The following is an 18,090-nucleotide window of genomic DNA, read 5'->3' as shown; positions in this document are numbered from 1 at the left end:
GAAGAAACAAGGCGCTCTTGCGGCGCGTCGTCGCTTCACGGGGATTTCGCACAGCCTTCATCCAACCCCGCGCCGACGCTGCCACCATGGCGACCCCACACGAAAGCCGGGTCGCCATGAAAAGAGTTCTGAAAATTGCGCTGGGCACGCTCGCTGCCTTGTCGTTCGAGCTTCTGTCGAGCACGGCATTCGCCTTCTCGGGCGAGGCGACAGACGGCGCATTCGCCGCCTTGCTGTCCATGCCCGGTGCCGGGCCGGCGGATGGCTTCTGGGACTTTCCAAAGCCGGACGATCTTCCTGCCGCCAACGAGGCCGCGCTGATTGCCTACCTGGCGAAGCAGAAGAAGGCGGGCGCGGACTTCAACGCCTACCGGCACTTCGGCACCTTGCTTCAGCATGCCATCCGGGCCGGGCAGGAGCGCACCGCAATCTGGCTCTTGGCGAACGGCGCGGACCCGCGCAAGACGCTGAAGGACGGCACCGACAACGCCGTCACCCTGAGCGCGAGCTACAAGCGACAGAAGGTGCTGAGCGTGCTGAAGACGACCTACGGGTTGGAACCGCCTGTGGCATCAGCCGTCGCACCGCCTGAAAAACCGGTCGATGCCGCGCGGATCGCGTCATTGACTTTCACCTCGCCCGCAGACGACAAGGTGGCGCGCGACTTCATGCGCAAGGTGGCCGCGCCGATGGTCTTCGCCGACCGGAAGCCGAAGGACGTGGCCGCGAGCGAGGCGGCCGTTGCGGAGTGGACAGCGCTGGCCGCTCGGATGAAACCCGAGGCCTACGCCCGGGTCATCGATGACGACCAGGCCCTGGCCGACCTGGTGCTGATGCACAGCCGCTCTGCGACCGCGTTGGACGCTGCCCTGGCCGGTGTGCCTAAAGCCGTGCTGCAGCGCCACGCCAGGGCTGCGCTGAGAGGGTTGGCACAGCGGGCATTTGCGCAGTTCGGTGCAGACAGCGGAGTCGCCAGCTACGCGATTGCCCCCGACGTCTGGCGCGCACTCTGGCGGTACCTTCCAAGACCGGTGGACTATCAGGACTGGCCTTCGCTGGCCGGCAGGATTCAGCCCGAGCTGTGGGACGAACTGTTCGCCAGCGGCTACGCCAACCGCAACGCGGACACGGCCTTGGAGTGCATTCCCTCGAGCATGGGTGCTGATGCCTTCAAGGCCGCTTGGCCGAAGATGGACGCCCACTTCAGCAATGCCCGCCAGGCCGTGCCGCGCACCGTGCTGAGCCCGTTCCGGACGTTCGACACTTCCTCTTGCTATGCGCCGGGAAACGACCAGACCCGCGACAAGTTGCTGTTCATGGCGTCCCTGGACATGGCGCATCCCGTGCGCGGGATCGACAGAAACCGGGTCGCGGAAACCGCCAAGGCGTTGCTTCCCGCGATGGAGCCTTTCATCGACGACAGCAACGCCACCGCACCGGCCAAGCCACGGCTCGCGGATGCGCGGCCGAACTGCCGCTTCGAGCTGACCGGCGCCCTGTACCGCGAACTGCTGCGCAAGCCGGTGGTGATCGGTGGACCGAATTCGCTGGCCGTCTACGCCGAGTCGGTGCAACTGATCGAGATTCCCGGTGACGCGCAGTGCGCGCTGCTGGTCGGCGGCACAACCCAGGTCGACGGCTATGTGAGCGGCGACGTCGACGGCTTCACCGGCCCCGAGACCAACCCCCGGCCCTCATGCCCCGATCCGACCGACGCCTACGAGGTGTGGCGCGAACGCGATGGCAAGGTCGAGCGCCTGGACGCCGACATGGGCGGAGACGACGGCGTTCCCCGCCTGACGCTTGTGCAGGACACGGTGACCGGCCGCAAGTACTACCTGCATGACGGCGAGCAGTACGGCAAATGCCACAGCAACAACCCCCGGCTTCCGTTCACCCTGGAGTGGAAGCAGTCGCCGCAAGGACTGGCGCTGGTGAAGAGCGCCCCCTCTTCGGAATTGGAAGACGCGCTGTATGCGCAATGCGGCATCGAGAAGGAGGGCGTCCGCTGCAAAGGCATCACCGCGCCAGGCTTTGCCGCCGTGACCGATCCCACGCGCAAGGACGCCTTCAGTGGCCTGGACATCCAGCCGTTCATCCAGGTGTTTCGCAAGCCGCAGTTCGACGCGTACCAGGCAGCGGTGCTGGCGCTGGACAAGCCACGGCTGGCCGAATTCAAGACGGAAGGCGTTCCGGGCGCATGGACTGCGCAGGCGATCAAGTCGCTGGCCAGCGCAAGCCTGTCGCTGGCCGAGAAGCGCCGCCGCATTGCGTGGCTGTTCGCCGACCACGCCCAACTGACGCATGCGCTCGACAGCGATGTGCTGCAAAGCCTGATGGGCTGGCTGCCGCGCGAAGACTGGGGGCCTGTTCTCGGCGTCGTGGCGAGCAACCCGAACACCTACTACGGCATCGACTCCCTCAAGCAGAACGCGTCGGAGAAAGGGCTTGGGCCGCTTGCATGCGACTTCGACCGCGCACAGGGCCTGAACTGCGGCGAGACCTGGGGCGTCAATCGCTAGGCCGGCGTTGGCTCTTCGTTGCCTTCGCGCTTGAAGCGGATCGTCACGCAGGCGCCACCCGAGGCGCTGCGCGACAGCGTGACGGTCGCATCGTGGAGGGTCGCGATGTCGCGCACGATCGCCAGGCCCAGCCCGCTGCCTTCGCCTTCCACATGCTGGCCGCGCACGAAGCGCTCGAACACGGCTTCGCGCCGGTCATCGGGCACGCCGGGTCCGTTGTCGGACACGCTCAGCGAAGGTTGCGCGGCATCGAATTCGATCAGCACCTGTCCGCCCGCCGGCGTGTAGCGCAGCGCGTTGTCCAGCAGGTTGCCGAGCGCCTCGCTGAACAGCTCCGGCTGCAGTTGCACCACGACCGGCTGCGCCGGCGCATCGAGTTCCAGCGTGACCGACCGCGCGGCCGCGAATTCGAGAAAGGTGCTGCCCACGTCATGCGCCAGCGCGACGATGTCCGTGGGCACGAAGCTCAGGTTGCCCCGCACTTCCGGATCGAGCCGGCCCAGCGCCAGCAACTGTTGAACGAGGCGTGCCGTGCGCTGCACCGTGTGGCCCAGTTCTCCCAGTACCTGCCGGCTGCCCGCGAGGTCGCCTGCCTCGGCCGCGCGCGTCACGCCCAACTGCAAGCCGGCGAGCGGCGTGCGCAACTGGTGCGCCACGGTGGCTGCGAACTGCTGCTCGCGCGCCAGCATGGCCCGGATGCGCGCCAGCAGGTCGTTCAGCGCGGTCGCGAAGGGCATCAGCTCGCGCGGCATGTCGTCGGCGGCAATGGGCTGCAGCGAGGCGTGCGAGCGCTCGTTCCAGCGCGCTGCGATGGCCTCCAGCGGATTGAGCGTGCGGCGCACCGCGAAACCGATGGCGGCAGCCGCGGCCAGCAGAAGGGCACCCACGGGAACCAGCATCATCAGCACCTCGCTCTGTGCGCGCTGGCGCTTGCGCGTGGTTTCCGCCACCAGCACGAGCACATTGCTGTCTTCGCTCGCACCGGGGATGTGTGCCGCCGCCACGCGCACGGGGTGGCCCGCATAGAAGGCGTCGTACGCCTGGCCGGCGTGGTAGCTGGCCTGCCGGGTGCCCGTCTGCGGAATGCCGTGCTGGCCGGCCAGGAGGTGGCCGGCCTCGCTCACGCTGAAATAGACCTGGTCGATCTCGTCGTAGCCCAGCACGGCTTCGGTCGCGGCCGGCAGATCGATGCGAGCCTTGCCATCGGTGAAGCGCACCTGCGCGGCCACCGAGCGGGCGGTGTCCAGCAGCCAGCGGTCGAAGGCCTTGTCGGTCAGGCGCTGTGCGGTGAAGGTGCCGACCGCGCCGGTGGCGGCCACCACCGCCAGCAGCGGCAGCATCAGCCAGATCAGCAGGTCGCGGCGCAGCCACCAGGCGCGGCGCGTGCCGCTCACGCCTGCGCCTCCAGCACGTAGCCGAAGCCGCGCAGCGTGCGAATGACCAGGCCCGAGCCCACCAGTTTGCGCCGCAGCCGCGAGACATACACCTCGGCCGCGCTGTCGCTGACTTCCAGGTTGCGTTCGGCCAGCGCATCGATCAGCGCGCGCTTGGGCACCAGCCTTGGCGCGCGGCGCACCAGCAGGCCGAGCACCTCGAACTCGCGCGGGAACAGCGTGAGCGACTGGCCGGCGATGTCGACGCGGCCCTCGTTGCCGAACCAGCTGAGCGGGCCGTACTGCACGAAGTCTTCGCGCGAGCGTTGGGCGCGCCGCGTGAGCACCTCGACGCGCGCATCCAGTTCCTCGACGGCGAAGGGCTTGACCAGGTAGTCGTCGGCGCCGGTGCGCAGTCCTTCGACGCGGTCGACCACGCGGTCGCGCGCGGTCAGCACCAGCACCGGCGTCGAGCGGTCGGTGCGCCGCAGCCGGGCCAGCCAATGCATGCCGTCGCCATCGGGCAGGCCGAGGTCGAGCACCACGAGGTCGACCGGCCGCAGCGCGAGCACGGCGTCGGCCGCCTGCAGCGTGCCCGCCACATCGACGGCCCATGCGTTGCGCTCCCAGCGAAGAACCAGTTCATGCGCAATCACGGCGTCGTCTTCGACCAGTAGCAGGCGCATCGCTTCGGCAGTTCAGGAAGAAGGAAGAGGGGGCGGGCCTTCGGGCACGGCGCCGTCGGCATTGATAGGTTCTTGCAAGCTTGCAAACCTAGGCTCGCGTTCACTTTCAGTTTAACGGTGCCGTGTCGTGTTGCGGTGCCTGGAATTTGCATGACAAAAAAATGGACCGTGCCGGCCTTGTCGGGACTTTTCGTCGTCTCCTGCACCGCATGGTTTCTCTGGGCCCGCAGTCCGACGGAGTCGCGCGCCAGCACCGAGCGGCCACCGCAGCCCGCCACCCAGCTCGGTGCCGAGACCCTGCGCTATGCCGAGGGCGCGCCGCAGCTCACGATGATCCGCGCGCAGGCCATTCCGTCTTCGCGCGTGCCGCTGGGCGACGTGCTGAGCGCGCGCGTGACCTATGACGAGGACGTGACCGCGCGCATCGGCGTCGGCGTCTCGGGGCGCATCGTCGATATCAAGGTGTCGCCCGGCGATGCGGTCAAGGCGGGCCAGGTGCTCGCGGAAATCGACTCGCCCGACTTCGGCACCGCCTCTGCCGACCTGAACAAGGCGAAGGCCGACGAAGAGCGCAAGCGCCTGGCCGTCGAACGCGCCAGGGACCTGGTCTCGGGCGATGCGATTCCGGTCAAGGAATGGGAGTCGCTGCAGTCCGACCTGGCACAGGCGCATGCCGAAACGCAGCGCGCAGGGCAGCGGCTGAAGAACCTCAACCCGCGCGGCCTGCCGATCAGTGGCCAGCGCGTGAAGCTGACCAGCCCCATCGACGGCGTGGTGACCGACCGCACGGCCACGCCCGCGCTGGAGGTCAGCCCCGGCCTTGCCGCGCCGCTCTTCGTGGTCACCGACCCGAAGCGCCTGTGGCTGATGATCGACCTGCCCGAAAAGCTGCTGGGCCAGGTCAAGCTCAAGAGCGACGTGAGCGTGGAGAGCGACGCTTATCCCGGCCAGCAGTTCAAGGCGAAGATCGTTCAGCTCGGCCAGGTGGTCGACATCAACACCCGCCGCGCCACCGTGCGCGCGGTGCTGGCAAACCCGCAGCAGGAGCTGCTGCCCGAGATGTTCGTGCGCGCCCGCGTGCTGCAGGTCGGCGGCGTGGGGGTGCGCGTGCCCAACAGCGCCATCGTCAACCACGGCGTGTATGCCTATCTCTTCGTGCAGGAGTCGCCTGGCGAATTCCGGCGCCGCAAGGTCGCGCTGCTGACGCAGGGCGGCGACGTCAGCTATGTGGGCGAAGGCCTGCAAGGCAGCGAGCAGGTGGTCGTGAAGGGTGCGCTGTTGCTGGATGCCGAACTCACCGCCCGCACGGGTGACAAGTCGTGATCGACCGGCTCATTGCGTTCTCGCTCACGCAGCGGGTGTTTGTGCTGATGCTCGTCGCGGCCCTGATGGGCTTCGGCGCCTATGCGTTGTCGAACCTGCCCATCGAGGCCTTCCCGGATGTGCAGGACGTGCAGGTGCGCGTGATCTCGCAACTGCCCGGACAGGCACCCGAGGACATGGAGCGCACCGTCACGCTGCCCATCGAGCGCGAGGTGTCGGGCATTCCCAAGTTGTCGAACGTGCGCTCCGTCACCATGACGGGCCTGTCGATCGTCACGCTGACTTTCGCCGACGGCACCGATGACTACTTCGCGCGCCAGCAGGTCACCGAGAAGCTCTCGACCGTGACCCTGCCGACCGGCGTGCAGCCCCAACTGGCGCCGCTGTCCACGGCAGTGGGCGAGATCTACCGCTACACCATCGAAGGCGGCGGCCTGTCGGACGCGCAGATACGCACCTTGCAAGACTGGACGGTGCGCCCCTTCCTGCGCATGACGCCGGGCGTGGCCGACGTCGTGAGCTTCGGCGGCGCCATCCGCGAGTACCAGGTCGAGGTCGATCCACTTGCACTGCGCAAGTACCAGGTCACGCTGGACCAGCTCAACCAGGCCATCGGCAATGGCAACGGCAGCGCGGGCGGTGGCTTGATGCGGCAGGGCGATGCATCGCTGGTGGTGCGCTCCGCCGGCCTGTTCGCGAGCCTGGCCGACATCCGCAATGTGGTGATCGCCTCGCGGCAGGGCCGGGCCATCACCGTGGCCGACGTGGCCGAGGTGCGCGCCGGCGAGCGCCCGCGCTTCGGCATCGTGGCGGTCGATGCACGCGACAGCGTGGTCGAGGGCATCGTCTCGATGACCAAGGGCGGCAACCCCGCCAAGATCAACGCCGAGCTCAAGGAGCGGGTGGAGCAACTGCGGGCCAGGTTGCCGACGGGCGTGCGGATCGTGCCGGTGTATGACCGCACCGAGCTGGTGAGGCACACGGTGTCGACCGTGGCGGAAAACCTGGTGGTCGGTGCGCTGCTGGTGATGGCGGTGCTGATCGTCTTCCTGTCGAGCTGGCGCGCGGCGCTGATCGTGGCCACCGTGATCCCGCTGGCGCTGCTGTTCGCGTTCATTTTGATGAATGCGCGCGGCGTGTCGGCCAACCTGATCTCGCTGGGCGCGGTGGACTTCGGCATCATCATCGACAGCGCGGTGGTGATCGTCGAGGCGCTGATGGTGCGGCTGGCGGCCAAGGCCGCGACCGACATCGCATCGCCCGAGGCCCGGCACCAGCGCATGGGCGTGCTGCATCGCACGCTGTCCGACCTGGCCCATCCGGTGCTGTTTTCCAAGGCCATCATCATCCTGGCCTTCGTGCCGATCTTCACTTTCCAGCGGGTCGAAGGAAAGATCTTCACGCCGGTGGCGCTCACGCTGAGCTTTGCGCTGCTGGGCGCGGTGCTGCTGACCTTCACGCTGGTGCCGACGCTGCTGTCTTACGCCCTGCAGCGCCGCACGTTGGCCGAGAAGCACAAGCCCTGGCTCGACTGGCTGCAGATGCGCTACCGCCGTCTGGTGATGTTCACCATGCGGCGCGGCCGCATCACGCTGCTGCTGTCGGCGGTGCCGGTGGTGCTGGCATTGCTGCTGGCGCCGCGACTGGGCAGCGAGTTTCTGCCGAAGCTGGACGAAGGCAACATCTGGCTGACCATCACGCTGCCCACCTCGGCCTCGCTGGAGTCCACGAAAGAGGTCGAGCATGTGGTGCGCGCCAAGCTGCTGGGCTACCCCGAGGTGGCACGGGTGATCGCGCAGGTCGGCCGGCCCGATGACGGCTCCGATCCGAAGGGGCCGAACAACCTGGAGATATTGGTCGACCTGAAGCCGCGCAGCCAGTGGCGCTTCAGCTCGAAGGAAGCGTTGGTCGCCGACATGTCGGGCAAGCTGGAGTCGATCCCGGGCATCAGCGCCAACTTCTCGCAGGTGATCCAGGACAACGTGGAAGAGGCGCTGTCGGGCTTTCGCGGCGAGATCGTTGCCAAGATCATCGGCAACAACCTCGACATCCTCGACGACAAGGGCGCGGAGGTGGCGTCGGTCATCAAGGGCATTCGGGGCGCGAGCGACGTCGACGCGACACGCATCGGCGGGCAGACCGAGGTTGTCATCACACCCGACCGGGCGCGTCTTGCGCGCTACGGCCTGGCGATCAACGACGTCAACACGCTGGTGAACGAGGCGATGTCGGGCACGTCGGTGACCGGCTTCTTCGATGCCGACAAGCGCTTCGACGTGGTGGTGCGCGTGGGCGAGAAGCACCGCAACAGCGTCGATGCCATTGCCGGTTTGCAACTGGCGGTGCCGGGCACGCAGAGCGGCAACGGGCCGGGCACGATCGCGCTGGGCGACGTGGCGTCCATCGAGGTGCGGGAAGGCGCGTCGCGCATCTTCCGCGAAGCGGGCTCGCGCATGGTGATCGTCAAGGTCAATCTGCTGGGCCGCGACCAGGGCAGCTTTGTCGAAGAGGCGCAGCGCGTGGTGGCCGAGCAGGTCAAGCTGCCGCCGGGCTACGAACTCACCTGGGGCGGCCAGTTCGAGAACTCGCAGCGCGCGGCCAAGCGGCTGATGGTGATCGTGCCGCTGACCGCGCTACTGATCTTCTCGCTGCTGTTCTGGGCCTTCCGCTCGGTGCGGCTCGCGGGGCTGGTGCTGGGGATGATTCCATTCACGCTGGTCGGCGGGCTGGCAGCGCTGGCGCTGGCCGACCTGCATCTGTCGGTGTCGGCGGCGGTGGGCTTCATCGCGGTAGCAGGCATCTCGGTGCAGAACGGCGTGATCCTGGTCGAGGAGGTGACGCAGCGCGTGCGCGAAGGTTCGGCCGTGGCACGCGCCATCGTGGAAGGCGCGGCCGTACGGCTGCGCCCGATCCTCATGACCGCGCTGATGGCCGGGCTGGGCCTGCTGCCGGCTGCCCTGTCGCACGGCATCGGCAGTGAGACGCAGCGGCCCTTTGCCTGCGTGATCGTTGGCGGCATCGTCAGCGGCACGCTGTTCACGCTGCTGGTGCTGCCGCTGGTCATCGGCATGTTCGGCAATTTCTACGACGAAGCGGAAGAAGACGCGGCTGAAAAGAAGAACGCGCCGACCGGCCCTTCACCCGAGCCTGCCGCCGGTCATTGATGCGATGGCACGCAGAGCAATACCACCCATGCGAACACTTCCGATGAACCGAACAACGAGGCCCGGCCTCCTGCACACCGTGGCACTGGCGAGCGCCATGCTGCTCGTCGGCTGCGCCGTGGGGCCGGACTATGTGCGCCCGACGCTGGCCGCGTCCAGTGGCTTCTCACCGAAGCCGTTGCCGGAAGCGACGGCAGCCGCGCCCGTGCCCGCAGGCGATGCGCAGCGCTTCGACGCCACGCGCGACATCCAGGCCGACTGGTGGACGCTGTTCGGATCGAAGCCGCTCGATGCGGTCGTGCGCAAGGCCTTTGCGGCCAATCCGACGATCGAGTCCGCGCAGGCGGCGTTGCGCGTCGCACAGGAGAACGTTCGCGCGCAGCAGGGCTTCTTCTTTCCAACAGTTCAGGCCAGCTACTCGCCTGCGCGCACCAAGATCGCGGGCAACCTCGGCGGCAATTCGCCCGGCGTGCAAGGCAACGGAACGGTGATCAGCACCACCGCGAAAGACGGTGGCAGCGCGCCCTTCAACGCACCGGTGATCTACAACTTTCACACGGCGCAACTGACCGTGGGCTATGCGCCCGATGTGTTCGGCGGCAATCGTCGCCAGGTCGAGGCGCTGCAGGCGCAGGCGACCTACCAGCAACTGCAGTTGGAGGCGACGTATCTCACGCTCGCGGCCAACGTGGTGGCAGCAGCGATCCAGGAAGCCTCGCTGCGCCAGCAGATCGCGACGACGCGCGAGATCGTCGACATCAACACCCAGTCGGTCGCGCTGCTGCAGCGTCAGCTCAAGGCCGGCTATGCCTCGCGGCTCGATCTGGCAGTGCAGGGGAACGCACTCGCGCAAGCCAACCAGTTGTTGCCCCCGCTGGAGAAGCAGTTCGAGCAGACCCGCAATCTGCTGCGCGCGCTCACAGGCGGGGTGCAGGACGTGGAGTTGCCCGAGTCCTTCGACCTCGCCTCGCTGACGCTGCCGCGTGAGCTGCCGCTGAGCCTGCCTTCGCAGCTCGTGGCGCAACGCCCCGATGTGCGCGCCGCCGAAGAACAGTTGCACGCCGCCAGCGCGCAGGTCGGCGTGGCCATTGCGAATCGGCTGCCGCAGTTTTCCATCGACGCCACCTGGGGTGGTGCCGCCAGCCGCTTCGGCCAGATGTTCATGGATTCGGGCCGCTTCTTCAGCCTTGCCGCCAACGTCGCGCAACCGCTGTTCGATGGCGGTGTGCTGCGGCATCGCCAGCGCGCGGCTGAAGAGGAACTGCGCCAGGCTGACGCGCAGTACCGCGCGACGGTCATCACCGCTTTCCAGAACGTGGCGGACACCTTGCAGGCCATCCATGCGGATGCAAGGGCGCTGCGCGCGACGGTCGAGCTGGAGCGCACGACAAAGACGTCGATGGACCTGATCCGCCGGCAACTGGGCCGCGGCTATGTGGACCGGCTGGCGTTGCTGACGGCAGAGCAGGCGCATCACCAGGCCACGCTGGCACTGGCCCAGGCGCAGGCTATGCGGCTGGGGGACACCGCAGCGTTGTTCCAGGCGCTGGGCGGTGGCTGGTGGAACCGCGAGGCGACCGCAGCCTCGGCCCAATAGCAGCCTGCAGCCCGAGTTGTTTCATTGTTGGTGGAGATGTTTGTATTCGTTGCAACGCCTCTTCGCTGGAGGCGGGGCGTCCCCAACTGTTTCGCTGGAGAAAGTTGGGGCAACCCCTATTGACCGGCTGCATTTCAAGGGCTGCATTGTTTCAATCCTGTGAACGCCGTGGTTCCTTTTGCGGGCGGTTTTTGAAGCGCTTCCGGCTCACACTTCATCTCACCAACCAACCCCTGAAGGAGATTGAAATGAATGCCTCGAAGATCCTCGCTGCTGCTGCTCTCTCGCTCCTGGCCGCTGCCGGAGCACATGCAGAAACCTATGACGGCGTGCACACCGTGAACTCCACGATCTCGCGCGCTGAAGTCTCGTCGCAAGCCGTTGTTGCCGCACACGCTGGCAATGTCTACGGTGACGGCGCTACTGCCGGTGCACAACCGTTCACCTCGACCGCCGACCGCGCTGTCGTGCAAGCCGAAGCTGTTGCCAAGGCCCATGATCCGCTCGCCAGCCTCGACCGCCGCGCGTTCTACCGCGACGAAGTGCCGGCTGCCTACAAGAAGCCCAGCGTGTCGTTCACGCGCCAGGCCGGCCTGTAAGCCAAACCAGCAAGCCGATACGTCGGCTGCATGAAGAACGGACCTTCGGGTCCGTTTTTTCGTTGGCGTCGCGGATCAGGCGCCGATGCGAAAAGCCACGGCCTTGCCCGCGCGTTCGGCATGGAGCAGATTGCCTTCGATCCTGAGGCCGGTCCATGTGCCGATGATCCCTTCGGAGCCGATCAGCTCGATGCTGTCGTCGGACGGAGCCCGGTAGCGAAACAGCGGCGCGCACTGCGGGCCCTCTGGCTTGCCCTGGATTGCGCGAACGAAGCCGTTCGCTTGAAACCAGTAGATCTCGACATGGGTGTCGGAGACGAGTTGCAGGCGCGCGTCGATGGGAATGTGTGGGTTCATCGGGTTGTGGTGCGTGAAGTGAACGTGCTCATCGAAAGTCGCGCCGGTACTTGATGAAGCCTTTTTTCTTCGAGTCGGAAAAGCCGCAGTGCATGAAGAACCGATGCGCCTCGCTGCGTTCGACCGAACTGAGCAGCATGATCTTGGAACAACCCCGGTCCTTGCAGTCCTCCTCGATCCACCGCAAGAGCGCCGTGCCCCAACCCTGACCACGACAGGTTGCGTCGACAACGATGTTCTCGACGACGGCAAAGGGTTGCGATCCGAACATCACGTCGGCGCACAGATTCACCAACGCACTGGCGCGCAGAACACCGCCGCTTTCCAGGACGAGCAACGCAGCGGACGGGTCATCTGCCACCTGTGCGATGCGCGCCGGCAGCACACGCACTTCCGCGTCGCCGATCAACTCGCGGTACAGCGCCTCGATGTGCCTGGCGTCGTCCGGCCGGGCGCGTCTGATCAGGTGAGATGTGAGTTCGGTGGGCATCACCACAGAGCCGCCATTTGCGATTGCGAAGCGGCCGAATATAGAGCCTCAGCCGCGGGTCCGCCGGTAGGTCAGCAATCGCCCCCTGTAAGCCACGTGCTCCGCCGTCGCCAACTGGTCCAGCCGCTCCTCACACATGCCGAATCCCTCGTCCGCCATCTGCCGATTGAAGGCCGGGCGATTGCCCCGGTCGGGGTCCACGATCCACACTTCGGCGGCGGGGTTTGTGTGGCGGCCGATGAAGGCGGCGAGCAGGCCTTTCGCGTCGCGCTCGTACAGCAGGTCGCTGCCGATGACGAGGTCGTACATGCCATGCACGTCGCCATCGGCGTCCGTTTCCTGCATGCCCCAGTGGCCGCGCCGGTACTTCATGGGCGGCAGCGCATTCAGTCGAAGGTTCTCCAGCAGGAAGCCGGCAGTGAGCGGATGGCAGTCGCTCGCGGTCATGTCGTTGCCGCGGCGGTGGCCGACGAGGCTTGCGAGCGCGAGGCCGCAACCAATTTCAAGCACGCGCGCACCGATCACCACCGGATGCAACGCCATGCGCGCGGCCAGTTGCGCGCCCGACGGCCACAGCAGCCCGAACATGGGCCACGCCGCCGAAGAAATGCCTTGTGCGGCGGCCGCACCCAGTGGGTCGGCGAACTGCTGGCGGTCCAGCAGCGACTGGATGACGAGGTCATCCGCACCCGCGATGGCGATGCGTTCCAGCTTGATTCGGTAGCCCGGCATCGGTGAGGGCGGGGCCTCGCATGCGAGGCCTCGAAGCAGCAAAGGTGGGCCAGTATGCGCGCCGACTGGCTTCGGGTAAGCACAAGGGCCATCTCACACGGAGCTAAGCGAGTTCTCACAGGCTGGTAAGTAGGGCGTCCTAGAGTGAAGTTCATCACTCCAGGAGACTCTCATGAAGATTCGTACCCTGACCCTGTGCATCGCCGCCGTGCCGGCGCTGGTGCTGGCCTCCCTCGCGCATGCGGGTGGCCAGGCCGATCCCGACTATCCGCAGATTTCACACTCGACGATGTCGCGCGACACGGTGGCGGCGGAAGCGGTGCGCGCCAACAACGGCATGCATGCGACCGAGGTCACCGAATCGCAGGTGGCACCGATGCCAACGGGCGCGGACCGTGCGCAAGTTCAGGCCGAGGCGACCCGCGCCAACAACGCCATGCATCCGACCGAGGTGCTCGAATCGCAAGTGGCACCGCCGGTGGCGTCGGCGAACCTGCCTTCCGGTTCGACCGCCAGCGGCGAGTAAGCCGCAGGGCCCGTCAATCGCGGGTGAGCACGAAGCGCTTGCGGATACCGCTTGCCGCTGAAGGCGCCACCCACAGATCGAACTCGCCCGGCTCGACCGTGGGCTTCATGTCGCGGCCGATGAACTTCAGGTCATCGGCCGTGAGCGTGAACTCCACGACGCTCGACGCGCCCGGTGCGATGCGCACTTTCTGGAAGTTCTTGAGTTCGCGCACCGGCCGCGTCACGCTGGCCGCGCGCTCGGCGGTGTAGAGCTGCACCACTTCCTCTGCCTCGCGCTGGCCCGTGTTGGTGACGGTGGCGCGCACGCGCAGCGTGTCCGACATCGTCATCCGCTCCTGGCTCAAATCGACGCTGTCGTAGCGCACCGGTGCATAGCCGATGCCGAAGCCGAAGGGGTAGAGCGCCTCGTTCGTCGCATCCAGGTAGCGCGTCTTGAAGTAGGTGGCTGGTGCGCCTTCGGGCGTAGGCCGTCCAGTGCGCTTGTGGCCGTAGTAGTAGGGCACCTGGCCCGCCGTCTGCGGAAAGCTCACGGGCAGGCGGCCTGAAGGATTGAAGTCGCCGAACACCACGTCGGCAATGGCGTTGCCGGTCTGCACGCCGAGGAACCATGTGACGAGGATGGCGCGTGCATTGCGCACCGCACCCTTGAGCGCCATCGCGCGGCCGTTGCTCAGCAGCACGACCACGGGCTTGCCGGTGGCGGCCACGGCTTCGGCCAAGTCCTGTTGCGCCTGCGGCATGCCGATGTCGCTGCGTGAGCGTGCTTCGCCCGACATCTTCTCGCTCTCGCCGATGGCCAGCACCACCACGTCGGCGTTGCGCGCGGCGGCCACGGCAGCGTCGATGCCGTCGGGCAGCGGCGACTCGACGTTCGAGCCGCGCACGATGGTCAGCGACGAGTTGGTGCCCAGTGCGGCGCGCAGCCCCTGGTCGATGCCCACCGGCGCCGTCTGGCCCGGGAACAGGCTCCAGGCGCCGAGCAGTTCAGTGGTGCCTTCGGCGAAGGGGCCGATCAGCGCGATCTTCGTGCCGGCCTTGGGCAAGGGCAGCAGCAAGCGCTCGTTCTTCAGCATCACGATGGAGTGGCGGGCGCTGTCGCGGGCCAGTGCGATGAACTCGGGGTTCTCGACGCGGGCCGCTGCGGGCGGGCCGTCAAGGCCACGCAACGGATCGTCGAAGAGGCCGAGCTTTTGCTTGACCCACAGCACGCGGCGCACCGCTTCGTCGAGCCGTGCCATCGGCACTTCGCCCGTGGCCACGAGGTCGGGCAGGTAGCGCATGTACAGGCCGCTTTGCATGCTGACGTCGGTGCCGGCCATGAAGGCCTGCTTGGCGGCCTCGCGCGGATTGGCGGCATAGCCGTGCTCGACCAGTTCTTCGTCGGCCGTGTAGTCGGACACCACGAAGCCCTTGAACTTCCATTCGTCGCGCAGCACGCCGGTCAGCAGCGCGGGGTTGGCGGTCGAGGGCACGCCGCCGATCTCGTTGAACGCGCTCATGACCGACAGCGCACCGGCGTCGATGGCCGCGCGAAACGGCGGCAGGTAGACCTCGCGCAGCGTGCGCTCCGAGATCTCGCTGGTGTTGTAGTCGAGCCCGCCTTCGGCTGCGCCGTAGGCCGCGAAGTGCTTGGGCGTGGCGAGCATCGAATCGGCGTTCGACAGGTTGCTGCCCTGGAAGCCGCGCACGCGCGCGGCCGAGAACTGGCGCGCGAGGTACACGTCTTCGCCCACGCCTTCGAGGCCGCGGCCCCAGCGCGCGTCGCGTGCAATGTCGACCATGGGCGCGAAGGTCCAGCGAAAGCCGTCTGCGGTGGCCTCGACCGCCGCCGCGCGCGCGGTGCGCTCGGCCAGCGCTGGCTCCCAGCTCGAGACCTCGGCCAGCGGCATCGGGAAGATGGTGCGAAAGCCGTGGATCACGTCGGCACCGAAGATGAGCGGAATGCCCAGCCGCGATTCGCGCACCGCGATCTGCTGCAGCCGCAGCTTGCCGGCGAGCCCCGCGTTGTTGAAGAGGCCGGTGAGCCGGCCTGCGCGCACGTCTTCGGTCTCCTGCTGCCCGTTGCGCCAGGCGGCCTGCGGGTTGTTGGGAATGTTGATGTCGGCCGGGCCGTACAGGCTCAGCTGGCCGGCTTTTTCCTGCGGCGTCATGCGCGCGATCAGCGCCTCGATGCGCGCAGCGGCTGCATCGGGCGAATCGGTCGGGGGTTTTTCTGCGGCGGGGGAGAAAGAGATGCACGCCAGCCCGAGCAGGCTGGCGACGCCAAGGTTTCGAACGCTCATGGCCGCCCATTCTCGGGCGAAAAGGCGACGCCTCGGCGCCGGCCCCTCAATGTCCGGGGGCTTGAACTGCAACCGGGTGCGGCCGGCGCAGCAACAGCCAGCCGAACAGCGGCGCGGTGACGTACATCACCACCGAGTAGATGGCCGCCGGCAGCGCCAGCGGAAAGCTGCCGAGCACGCTCACCGCAATGAAGATTGCCAGCGTCGAGTTGTGGATGCCGATCTCGTAGCTGATGGCGGTGGCCAGCGGCTTGTCGAGGCCCGCCGCGCGGCTCAGGTAGTAGCCCGCGAGCAGGCTCACGAGGTTGAACAGCAGCACGGGCAGGCCGATCTCGGCGAAGGTGGCGGTCATCGTCTGCCACTCGTTCGCGATGGCCAGCACGGTCACCACCGCCAGCACCACACCGCTGAAGATCTTGGTCGGCTTTTCCATGCGCGCCGCGAAGCCGGGCCGGCGCGCGGCCACGAACATGCCGATGGCCACCGGCACCAGCACGATGGCAATCACTTCCACCAGCTTGCGCGTCTGCAGCGGCACCACCTGGCCGCTCTGCGCGAAATGGCCGATGGCCCAGTTGGCGATGAGCGGCAGCGTCACGATCGACAGCAGGGTGTTCACGGCAGTGAGCGAGATGTTCATGGCCACGTTGCCGCCGAACAGGTGCGAGAACAGGTTGGCCGAGATGCCGCCCGGCGAGGCCGCCAGCAGCATGAGCCCGATGGCGAACACCGGCGACAGGCCGAAGCCCACGATGATGGCGTAGCAGGCCAGCGGCAGGCCGACCACCTGCAGCAGCAACGCAATGGTCACGGCCTTCGGATGCTTGAAGAGGCGCCGGAAGTCGGCGAGCGAAAGCGAAAGCCCGAGCCCGAACATCACGAGCGCGAGCGCGCCGAACAGGAAGCGGGTGACGATGACGGTGCTGTCCATGGTGGTTGTCTCCTCTTTGGTTTTTATAAAAAAATGGCTGCCGGCACCTGTCGTGCAGGCGCTGGCAGCCGTGGAAACCGGGGACCGACGCGTCTTATTGTTTGTAGCTGTCGTCGATGCGGTCGAGCTTGCGGATCAGCGAAGGCCAGACGAACATGCCGCCCAGGCCACCGCTTTGCACCTTCATCGCCTGGCCCACGCCATCGATGATCTTCGGGTTGACGTGCATGAGTTCGCCGCCGCCCGACTGCGCCGCGATCTGGATCTGGCAGGTGTTCTCGAAGGTGTACATCGACAGGAAGGCGTCGGCGATGGTCTTGCCGCAGGTCAGCAAGCCGTGGTTGCGCAGCATCAGGAAGTTGGCGTGGCCCATGTCGGCCTGCAGGCGCGGCTTCTCGTCGTCGCGGAAGGCCACGCCTTCGTAGTCGTGATAGGCCAGCGAAGCCAGCACGAAGGTCGATTGCTGGCTGATGGGCAGCACGCCGTTCTTCTGCGCGCTCACGGCAATGCCGGCCTTGGTGTGGGTGTGCAGCACGCACTGGATGTCTTCACGCGCGGCATGCACGGCGCTGTGGATCACGAAGCCCGCCGGGTTCACGGGGTAGGGCGAATCGATGATCTTGTTGCACTGCTGGTCGACCTTCACGAGGCTCGATGCGGTGATCTCGTCGAACATCAGGCCGTAGGGGTTGATCAGGAAGTGATGCTCGGGGCCGGGCACACGCGCGCTGATGTGCGTGAACACCAGGTCGCTCCAGCCATAGAGCGCCACGAGGCGGTAGCAGGCGGCAAGGTCGACGCGCAGTTGCCACTCTTCGGCGGACACGAGCTTCTGGATTTCGGATTGAGAATTGGCGTTCATGGGGGGTGTTTCCTTTCAGGGGTCAGGCGGTCGCGGGCTGTTGCAGCGCCGTCTTGTAGATGCTTTGCTTGGGGCTTGCCATCACACGGCGCAGCATGGGCTCGAATTCGGATATCGGCAAGGTCTCGGCCTTGGGATCGAAGGCAGGGTTGTCGTAGAGCGCGCAGAACTCGGCCGTGTGCGCGTAGTGCGGATGGTCCTTGAAGTTGTCGCGCATGTCGCGGTCCAGACCGATGTGGTGAAAGAAGTAGTGGCCCTGGAAGATGCCGTGGTGCTGCACCATCCAGTGGTTGGCTTCGCTCACGAAGGGCTTGAGGATCGCGGCGGCAATGTCGGGGTGGTTGAAGCTGCCGAGCGTGTCGCCGATGTCGTGCAGCAGCGCGCACACCACGTATTCCTCGTCGCGGCCGTCGCGCAGCGCGCGCGTGGCGGTCTGCAGCGAGTGGGTGTAGCGGTCGACCGGAAAGCCGCCGTAGTCGCCTTCCAGAATCTGCAGGTGCTTGATCACGCGCGCGGGCAGGCCGCCCGTGAACTGCATGAACTCGCCGCCGATCAGTTGCCAGTCTTCGCGCGTGCTTTCCTGCATGCTTTTGAAACTTGCGCGTGCGTTCATCGTGTCGTCTCCGTTGTTGTCGGTGTGGGTG

15 protein-coding genes are annotated in these 18,090 nt (G+C 66.8%); 6 read left to right on the top strand and 9 right to left on the bottom strand.

Annotated features, from left to right (window positions below; translation table 11 throughout):
- The first annotated feature begins 116 nt into the window (after window positions 1–116).
- Window positions 117–2,522, top strand: coding sequence for a hypothetical protein (locus tag H7F35_RS33805; protein WP_187110823.1), 2,406 nt, complete (start codon window positions 117–119; stop codon window positions 2,520–2,522).
- On the opposite strand, the gene H7F35_RS33800 is transcribed toward H7F35_RS33805, so the two are convergent.
- Both H7F35_RS33800 and H7F35_RS33795 read right to left on the bottom strand, forming a co-directional pair.
- The gene (locus H7F35_RS33800; RefSeq protein WP_187110822.1) at window positions 2,519–3,916 is read right to left on the bottom strand and encodes a sensor histidine kinase; all 1,398 of its coding nucleotides are present in this window, start codon (window positions 3,914–3,916) and stop codon (window positions 2,519–2,521) included. The two genes, H7F35_RS33805 and H7F35_RS33800, sit on opposite strands and share 4 nt — an antisense overlap.
- On the bottom strand, window positions 3,913–4,581 hold the full coding sequence (locus H7F35_RS33795; protein WP_187110821.1) for a response regulator: 669 nt from the start codon (window positions 4,579–4,581) through the stop codon (window positions 3,913–3,915). Before H7F35_RS33795 ends, H7F35_RS33800 begins: the two co-directional genes overlap by 4 nt.
- Before the next feature lie 150 nt (window positions 4,582–4,731).
- Between H7F35_RS33795 and H7F35_RS33790 the strand changes: the two genes are divergently transcribed.
- The 4 genes from H7F35_RS33790 to H7F35_RS33775 all read left to right on the top strand — a co-directional run bounded on the left by H7F35_RS33790 (window position 4,732) and on the right by H7F35_RS33775 (window position 11,264).
- Window positions 4,732–5,904, top strand: a complete 1,173-nt coding sequence (locus H7F35_RS33790) for an efflux RND transporter periplasmic adaptor subunit (RefSeq protein ID WP_187110820.1) — start codon at window positions 4,732–4,734, stop codon at window positions 5,902–5,904.
- Entirely contained in the window at window positions 5,901–9,068 is a 3,168-nt protein-coding gene (locus H7F35_RS33785; RefSeq protein ID WP_187110819.1) for an efflux RND transporter permease subunit, read from the top strand. The genes H7F35_RS33790 and H7F35_RS33785 overlap by 4 nt, the downstream gene beginning before the upstream one ends.
- 43 nt (window positions 9,069–9,111) lie before the next feature.
- Window positions 9,112–10,665, top strand: coding sequence for an efflux transporter outer membrane subunit (locus tag H7F35_RS33780; protein WP_187110818.1), 1,554 nt, complete (start codon window positions 9,112–9,114; stop codon window positions 10,663–10,665).
- A 248-nt stretch (window positions 10,666–10,913) separates the two neighbouring features.
- Entirely contained in the window at window positions 10,914–11,264 is a 351-nt protein-coding gene (locus tag H7F35_RS33775; RefSeq protein WP_187110817.1) for an alpha/beta hydrolase, read from the top strand.
- Between the two features lie 75 nt (window positions 11,265–11,339).
- On the opposite strand, the gene H7F35_RS33770 is transcribed toward H7F35_RS33775, so the two are convergent.
- From H7F35_RS33770 to H7F35_RS33760, 3 genes are read right to left on the bottom strand one after another with little or no spacing between them, the layout of a single operon-like run.
- Window positions 11,340–11,621 carry a hypothetical protein gene (locus H7F35_RS33770; protein ID WP_187110816.1) on the bottom strand — a complete coding sequence of 94 codons (282 nt, stop codon included), beginning with the start codon at window positions 11,619–11,621 and terminating at the stop codon, window positions 11,340–11,342.
- Window positions 11,622–11,649: 28 nt separating this feature from the next.
- A complete protein-coding gene (locus tag H7F35_RS33765; RefSeq protein WP_187110815.1) occupies window positions 11,650–12,111 on the bottom strand; it encodes a GNAT family N-acetyltransferase in 462 nt (153 codons plus the stop codon).
- Window positions 12,112–12,159: 48 nt separating this feature from the next.
- Window positions 12,160–12,843, bottom strand: coding sequence for a class I SAM-dependent methyltransferase (locus H7F35_RS33760; RefSeq protein WP_187110814.1), 684 nt, complete (start codon window positions 12,841–12,843; stop codon window positions 12,160–12,162).
- Between the two features lie 172 nt (window positions 12,844–13,015).
- Between H7F35_RS33760 and H7F35_RS33755 the strand changes: the two genes are divergently transcribed.
- The gene (locus H7F35_RS33755) at window positions 13,016–13,369 is read left to right on the top strand and encodes a hypothetical protein (protein ID WP_187110813.1); all 354 of its coding nucleotides are present in this window, start codon (window positions 13,016–13,018) and stop codon (window positions 13,367–13,369) included.
- 13 nt (window positions 13,370–13,382) lie between these two features.
- Here H7F35_RS33755 and H7F35_RS33750 read toward each other — a convergent pair whose 3' ends face one another.
- The 4 genes from H7F35_RS33750 to H7F35_RS33735 all read right to left on the bottom strand — a co-directional run bounded on the left by H7F35_RS33750 (window position 13,383) and on the right by H7F35_RS33735 (window position 18,059).
- Window positions 13,383–15,653, bottom strand: a complete 2,271-nt coding sequence (locus H7F35_RS33750) for a glycoside hydrolase family 3 N-terminal domain-containing protein (RefSeq protein ID WP_187110812.1) — start codon at window positions 15,651–15,653, stop codon at window positions 13,383–13,385.
- Window positions 15,654–15,699: 46 nt separating this feature from the next.
- Window positions 15,700–16,584, bottom strand: a complete 885-nt coding sequence (locus tag H7F35_RS33745; protein ID WP_187110811.1) for a bile acid:sodium symporter family protein — start codon at window positions 16,582–16,584, stop codon at window positions 15,700–15,702.
- Window positions 16,585–16,678: 94 nt separating this feature from the next.
- On the bottom strand, window positions 16,679–17,446 hold the full coding sequence (locus H7F35_RS33740) for a class II aldolase/adducin family protein (RefSeq protein ID WP_187110810.1): 768 nt from the start codon (window positions 17,444–17,446) through the stop codon (window positions 16,679–16,681).
- Window positions 17,447–17,468: 22 nt separating this feature from the next.
- A complete protein-coding gene (locus H7F35_RS33735) occupies window positions 17,469–18,059 on the bottom strand; it encodes an HD domain-containing protein (protein WP_187110809.1) in 591 nt (196 codons plus the stop codon).
- Window positions 18,060–18,090 lie beyond the last annotated feature (31 nt).

It is taken from the genome of Variovorax sp. PAMC26660 (assembly GCF_014302995.1).
In the GTDB taxonomy this organism is placed as follows: Bacteria; Pseudomonadota; Gammaproteobacteria; order Burkholderiales; family Burkholderiaceae_C; genus Variovorax.
Note: the sequence above shows the minus strand (reverse complement) of the source record. Positions and strands in the feature narration are given on the sequence as shown.

Bases quoted from the DNA above. Each gene is read 5' to 3' on its own strand.
- H7F35_RS33805 (WP_187110823.1), top strand. From the start codon at position 117: ATGAAAAGAGTTCTGAAAATTGCGCTGGGCACGCTCGCTGCCTTGTCG.
- H7F35_RS33795 (WP_187110821.1), bottom strand. From the start codon at position 4,581: ATGCGCCTGCTACTGGTCGAAGACGACGCCGTGATTGCGCATGAACTG.
- H7F35_RS33790 (WP_187110820.1), top strand. From the start codon at position 4,732: ATGACAAAAAAATGGACCGTGCCGGCCTTGTCGGGACTTTTCGTCGTC.
- H7F35_RS33780 (WP_187110818.1), top strand. From the start codon at position 9,112: ATGAACCGAACAACGAGGCCCGGCCTCCTGCACACCGTGGCACTGGCG.
- H7F35_RS33775 (WP_187110817.1), top strand. From the start codon at position 10,914: ATGAATGCCTCGAAGATCCTCGCTGCTGCTGCTCTCTCGCTCCTGGCC.
- H7F35_RS33770 (WP_187110816.1), bottom strand. From the start codon at position 11,621: ATGAACCCACACATTCCCATCGACGCGCGCCTGCAACTCGTCTCCGAC.
- H7F35_RS33765 (WP_187110815.1), bottom strand. From the start codon at position 12,111: ATGCCCACCGAACTCACATCTCACCTGATCAGACGCGCCCGGCCGGAC.
- H7F35_RS33760 (WP_187110814.1), bottom strand. From the start codon at position 12,843: ATGCCGGGCTACCGAATCAAGCTGGAACGCATCGCCATCGCGGGTGCG.
- H7F35_RS33755 (WP_187110813.1), top strand. From the start codon at position 13,016: ATGAAGATTCGTACCCTGACCCTGTGCATCGCCGCCGTGCCGGCGCTG.
- H7F35_RS33750 (WP_187110812.1), bottom strand. From the start codon at position 15,653: ATGAGCGTTCGAAACCTTGGCGTCGCCAGCCTGCTCGGGCTGGCGTGC.
- H7F35_RS33745 (WP_187110811.1), bottom strand. From the start codon at position 16,584: ATGGACAGCACCGTCATCGTCACCCGCTTCCTGTTCGGCGCGCTCGCG.
- H7F35_RS33740 (WP_187110810.1), bottom strand. From the start codon at position 17,446: ATGAACGCCAATTCTCAATCCGAAATCCAGAAGCTCGTGTCCGCCGAA.
- H7F35_RS33735 (WP_187110809.1), bottom strand. From the start codon at position 18,059: ATGAACGCACGCGCAAGTTTCAAAAGCATGCAGGAAAGCACGCGCGAA.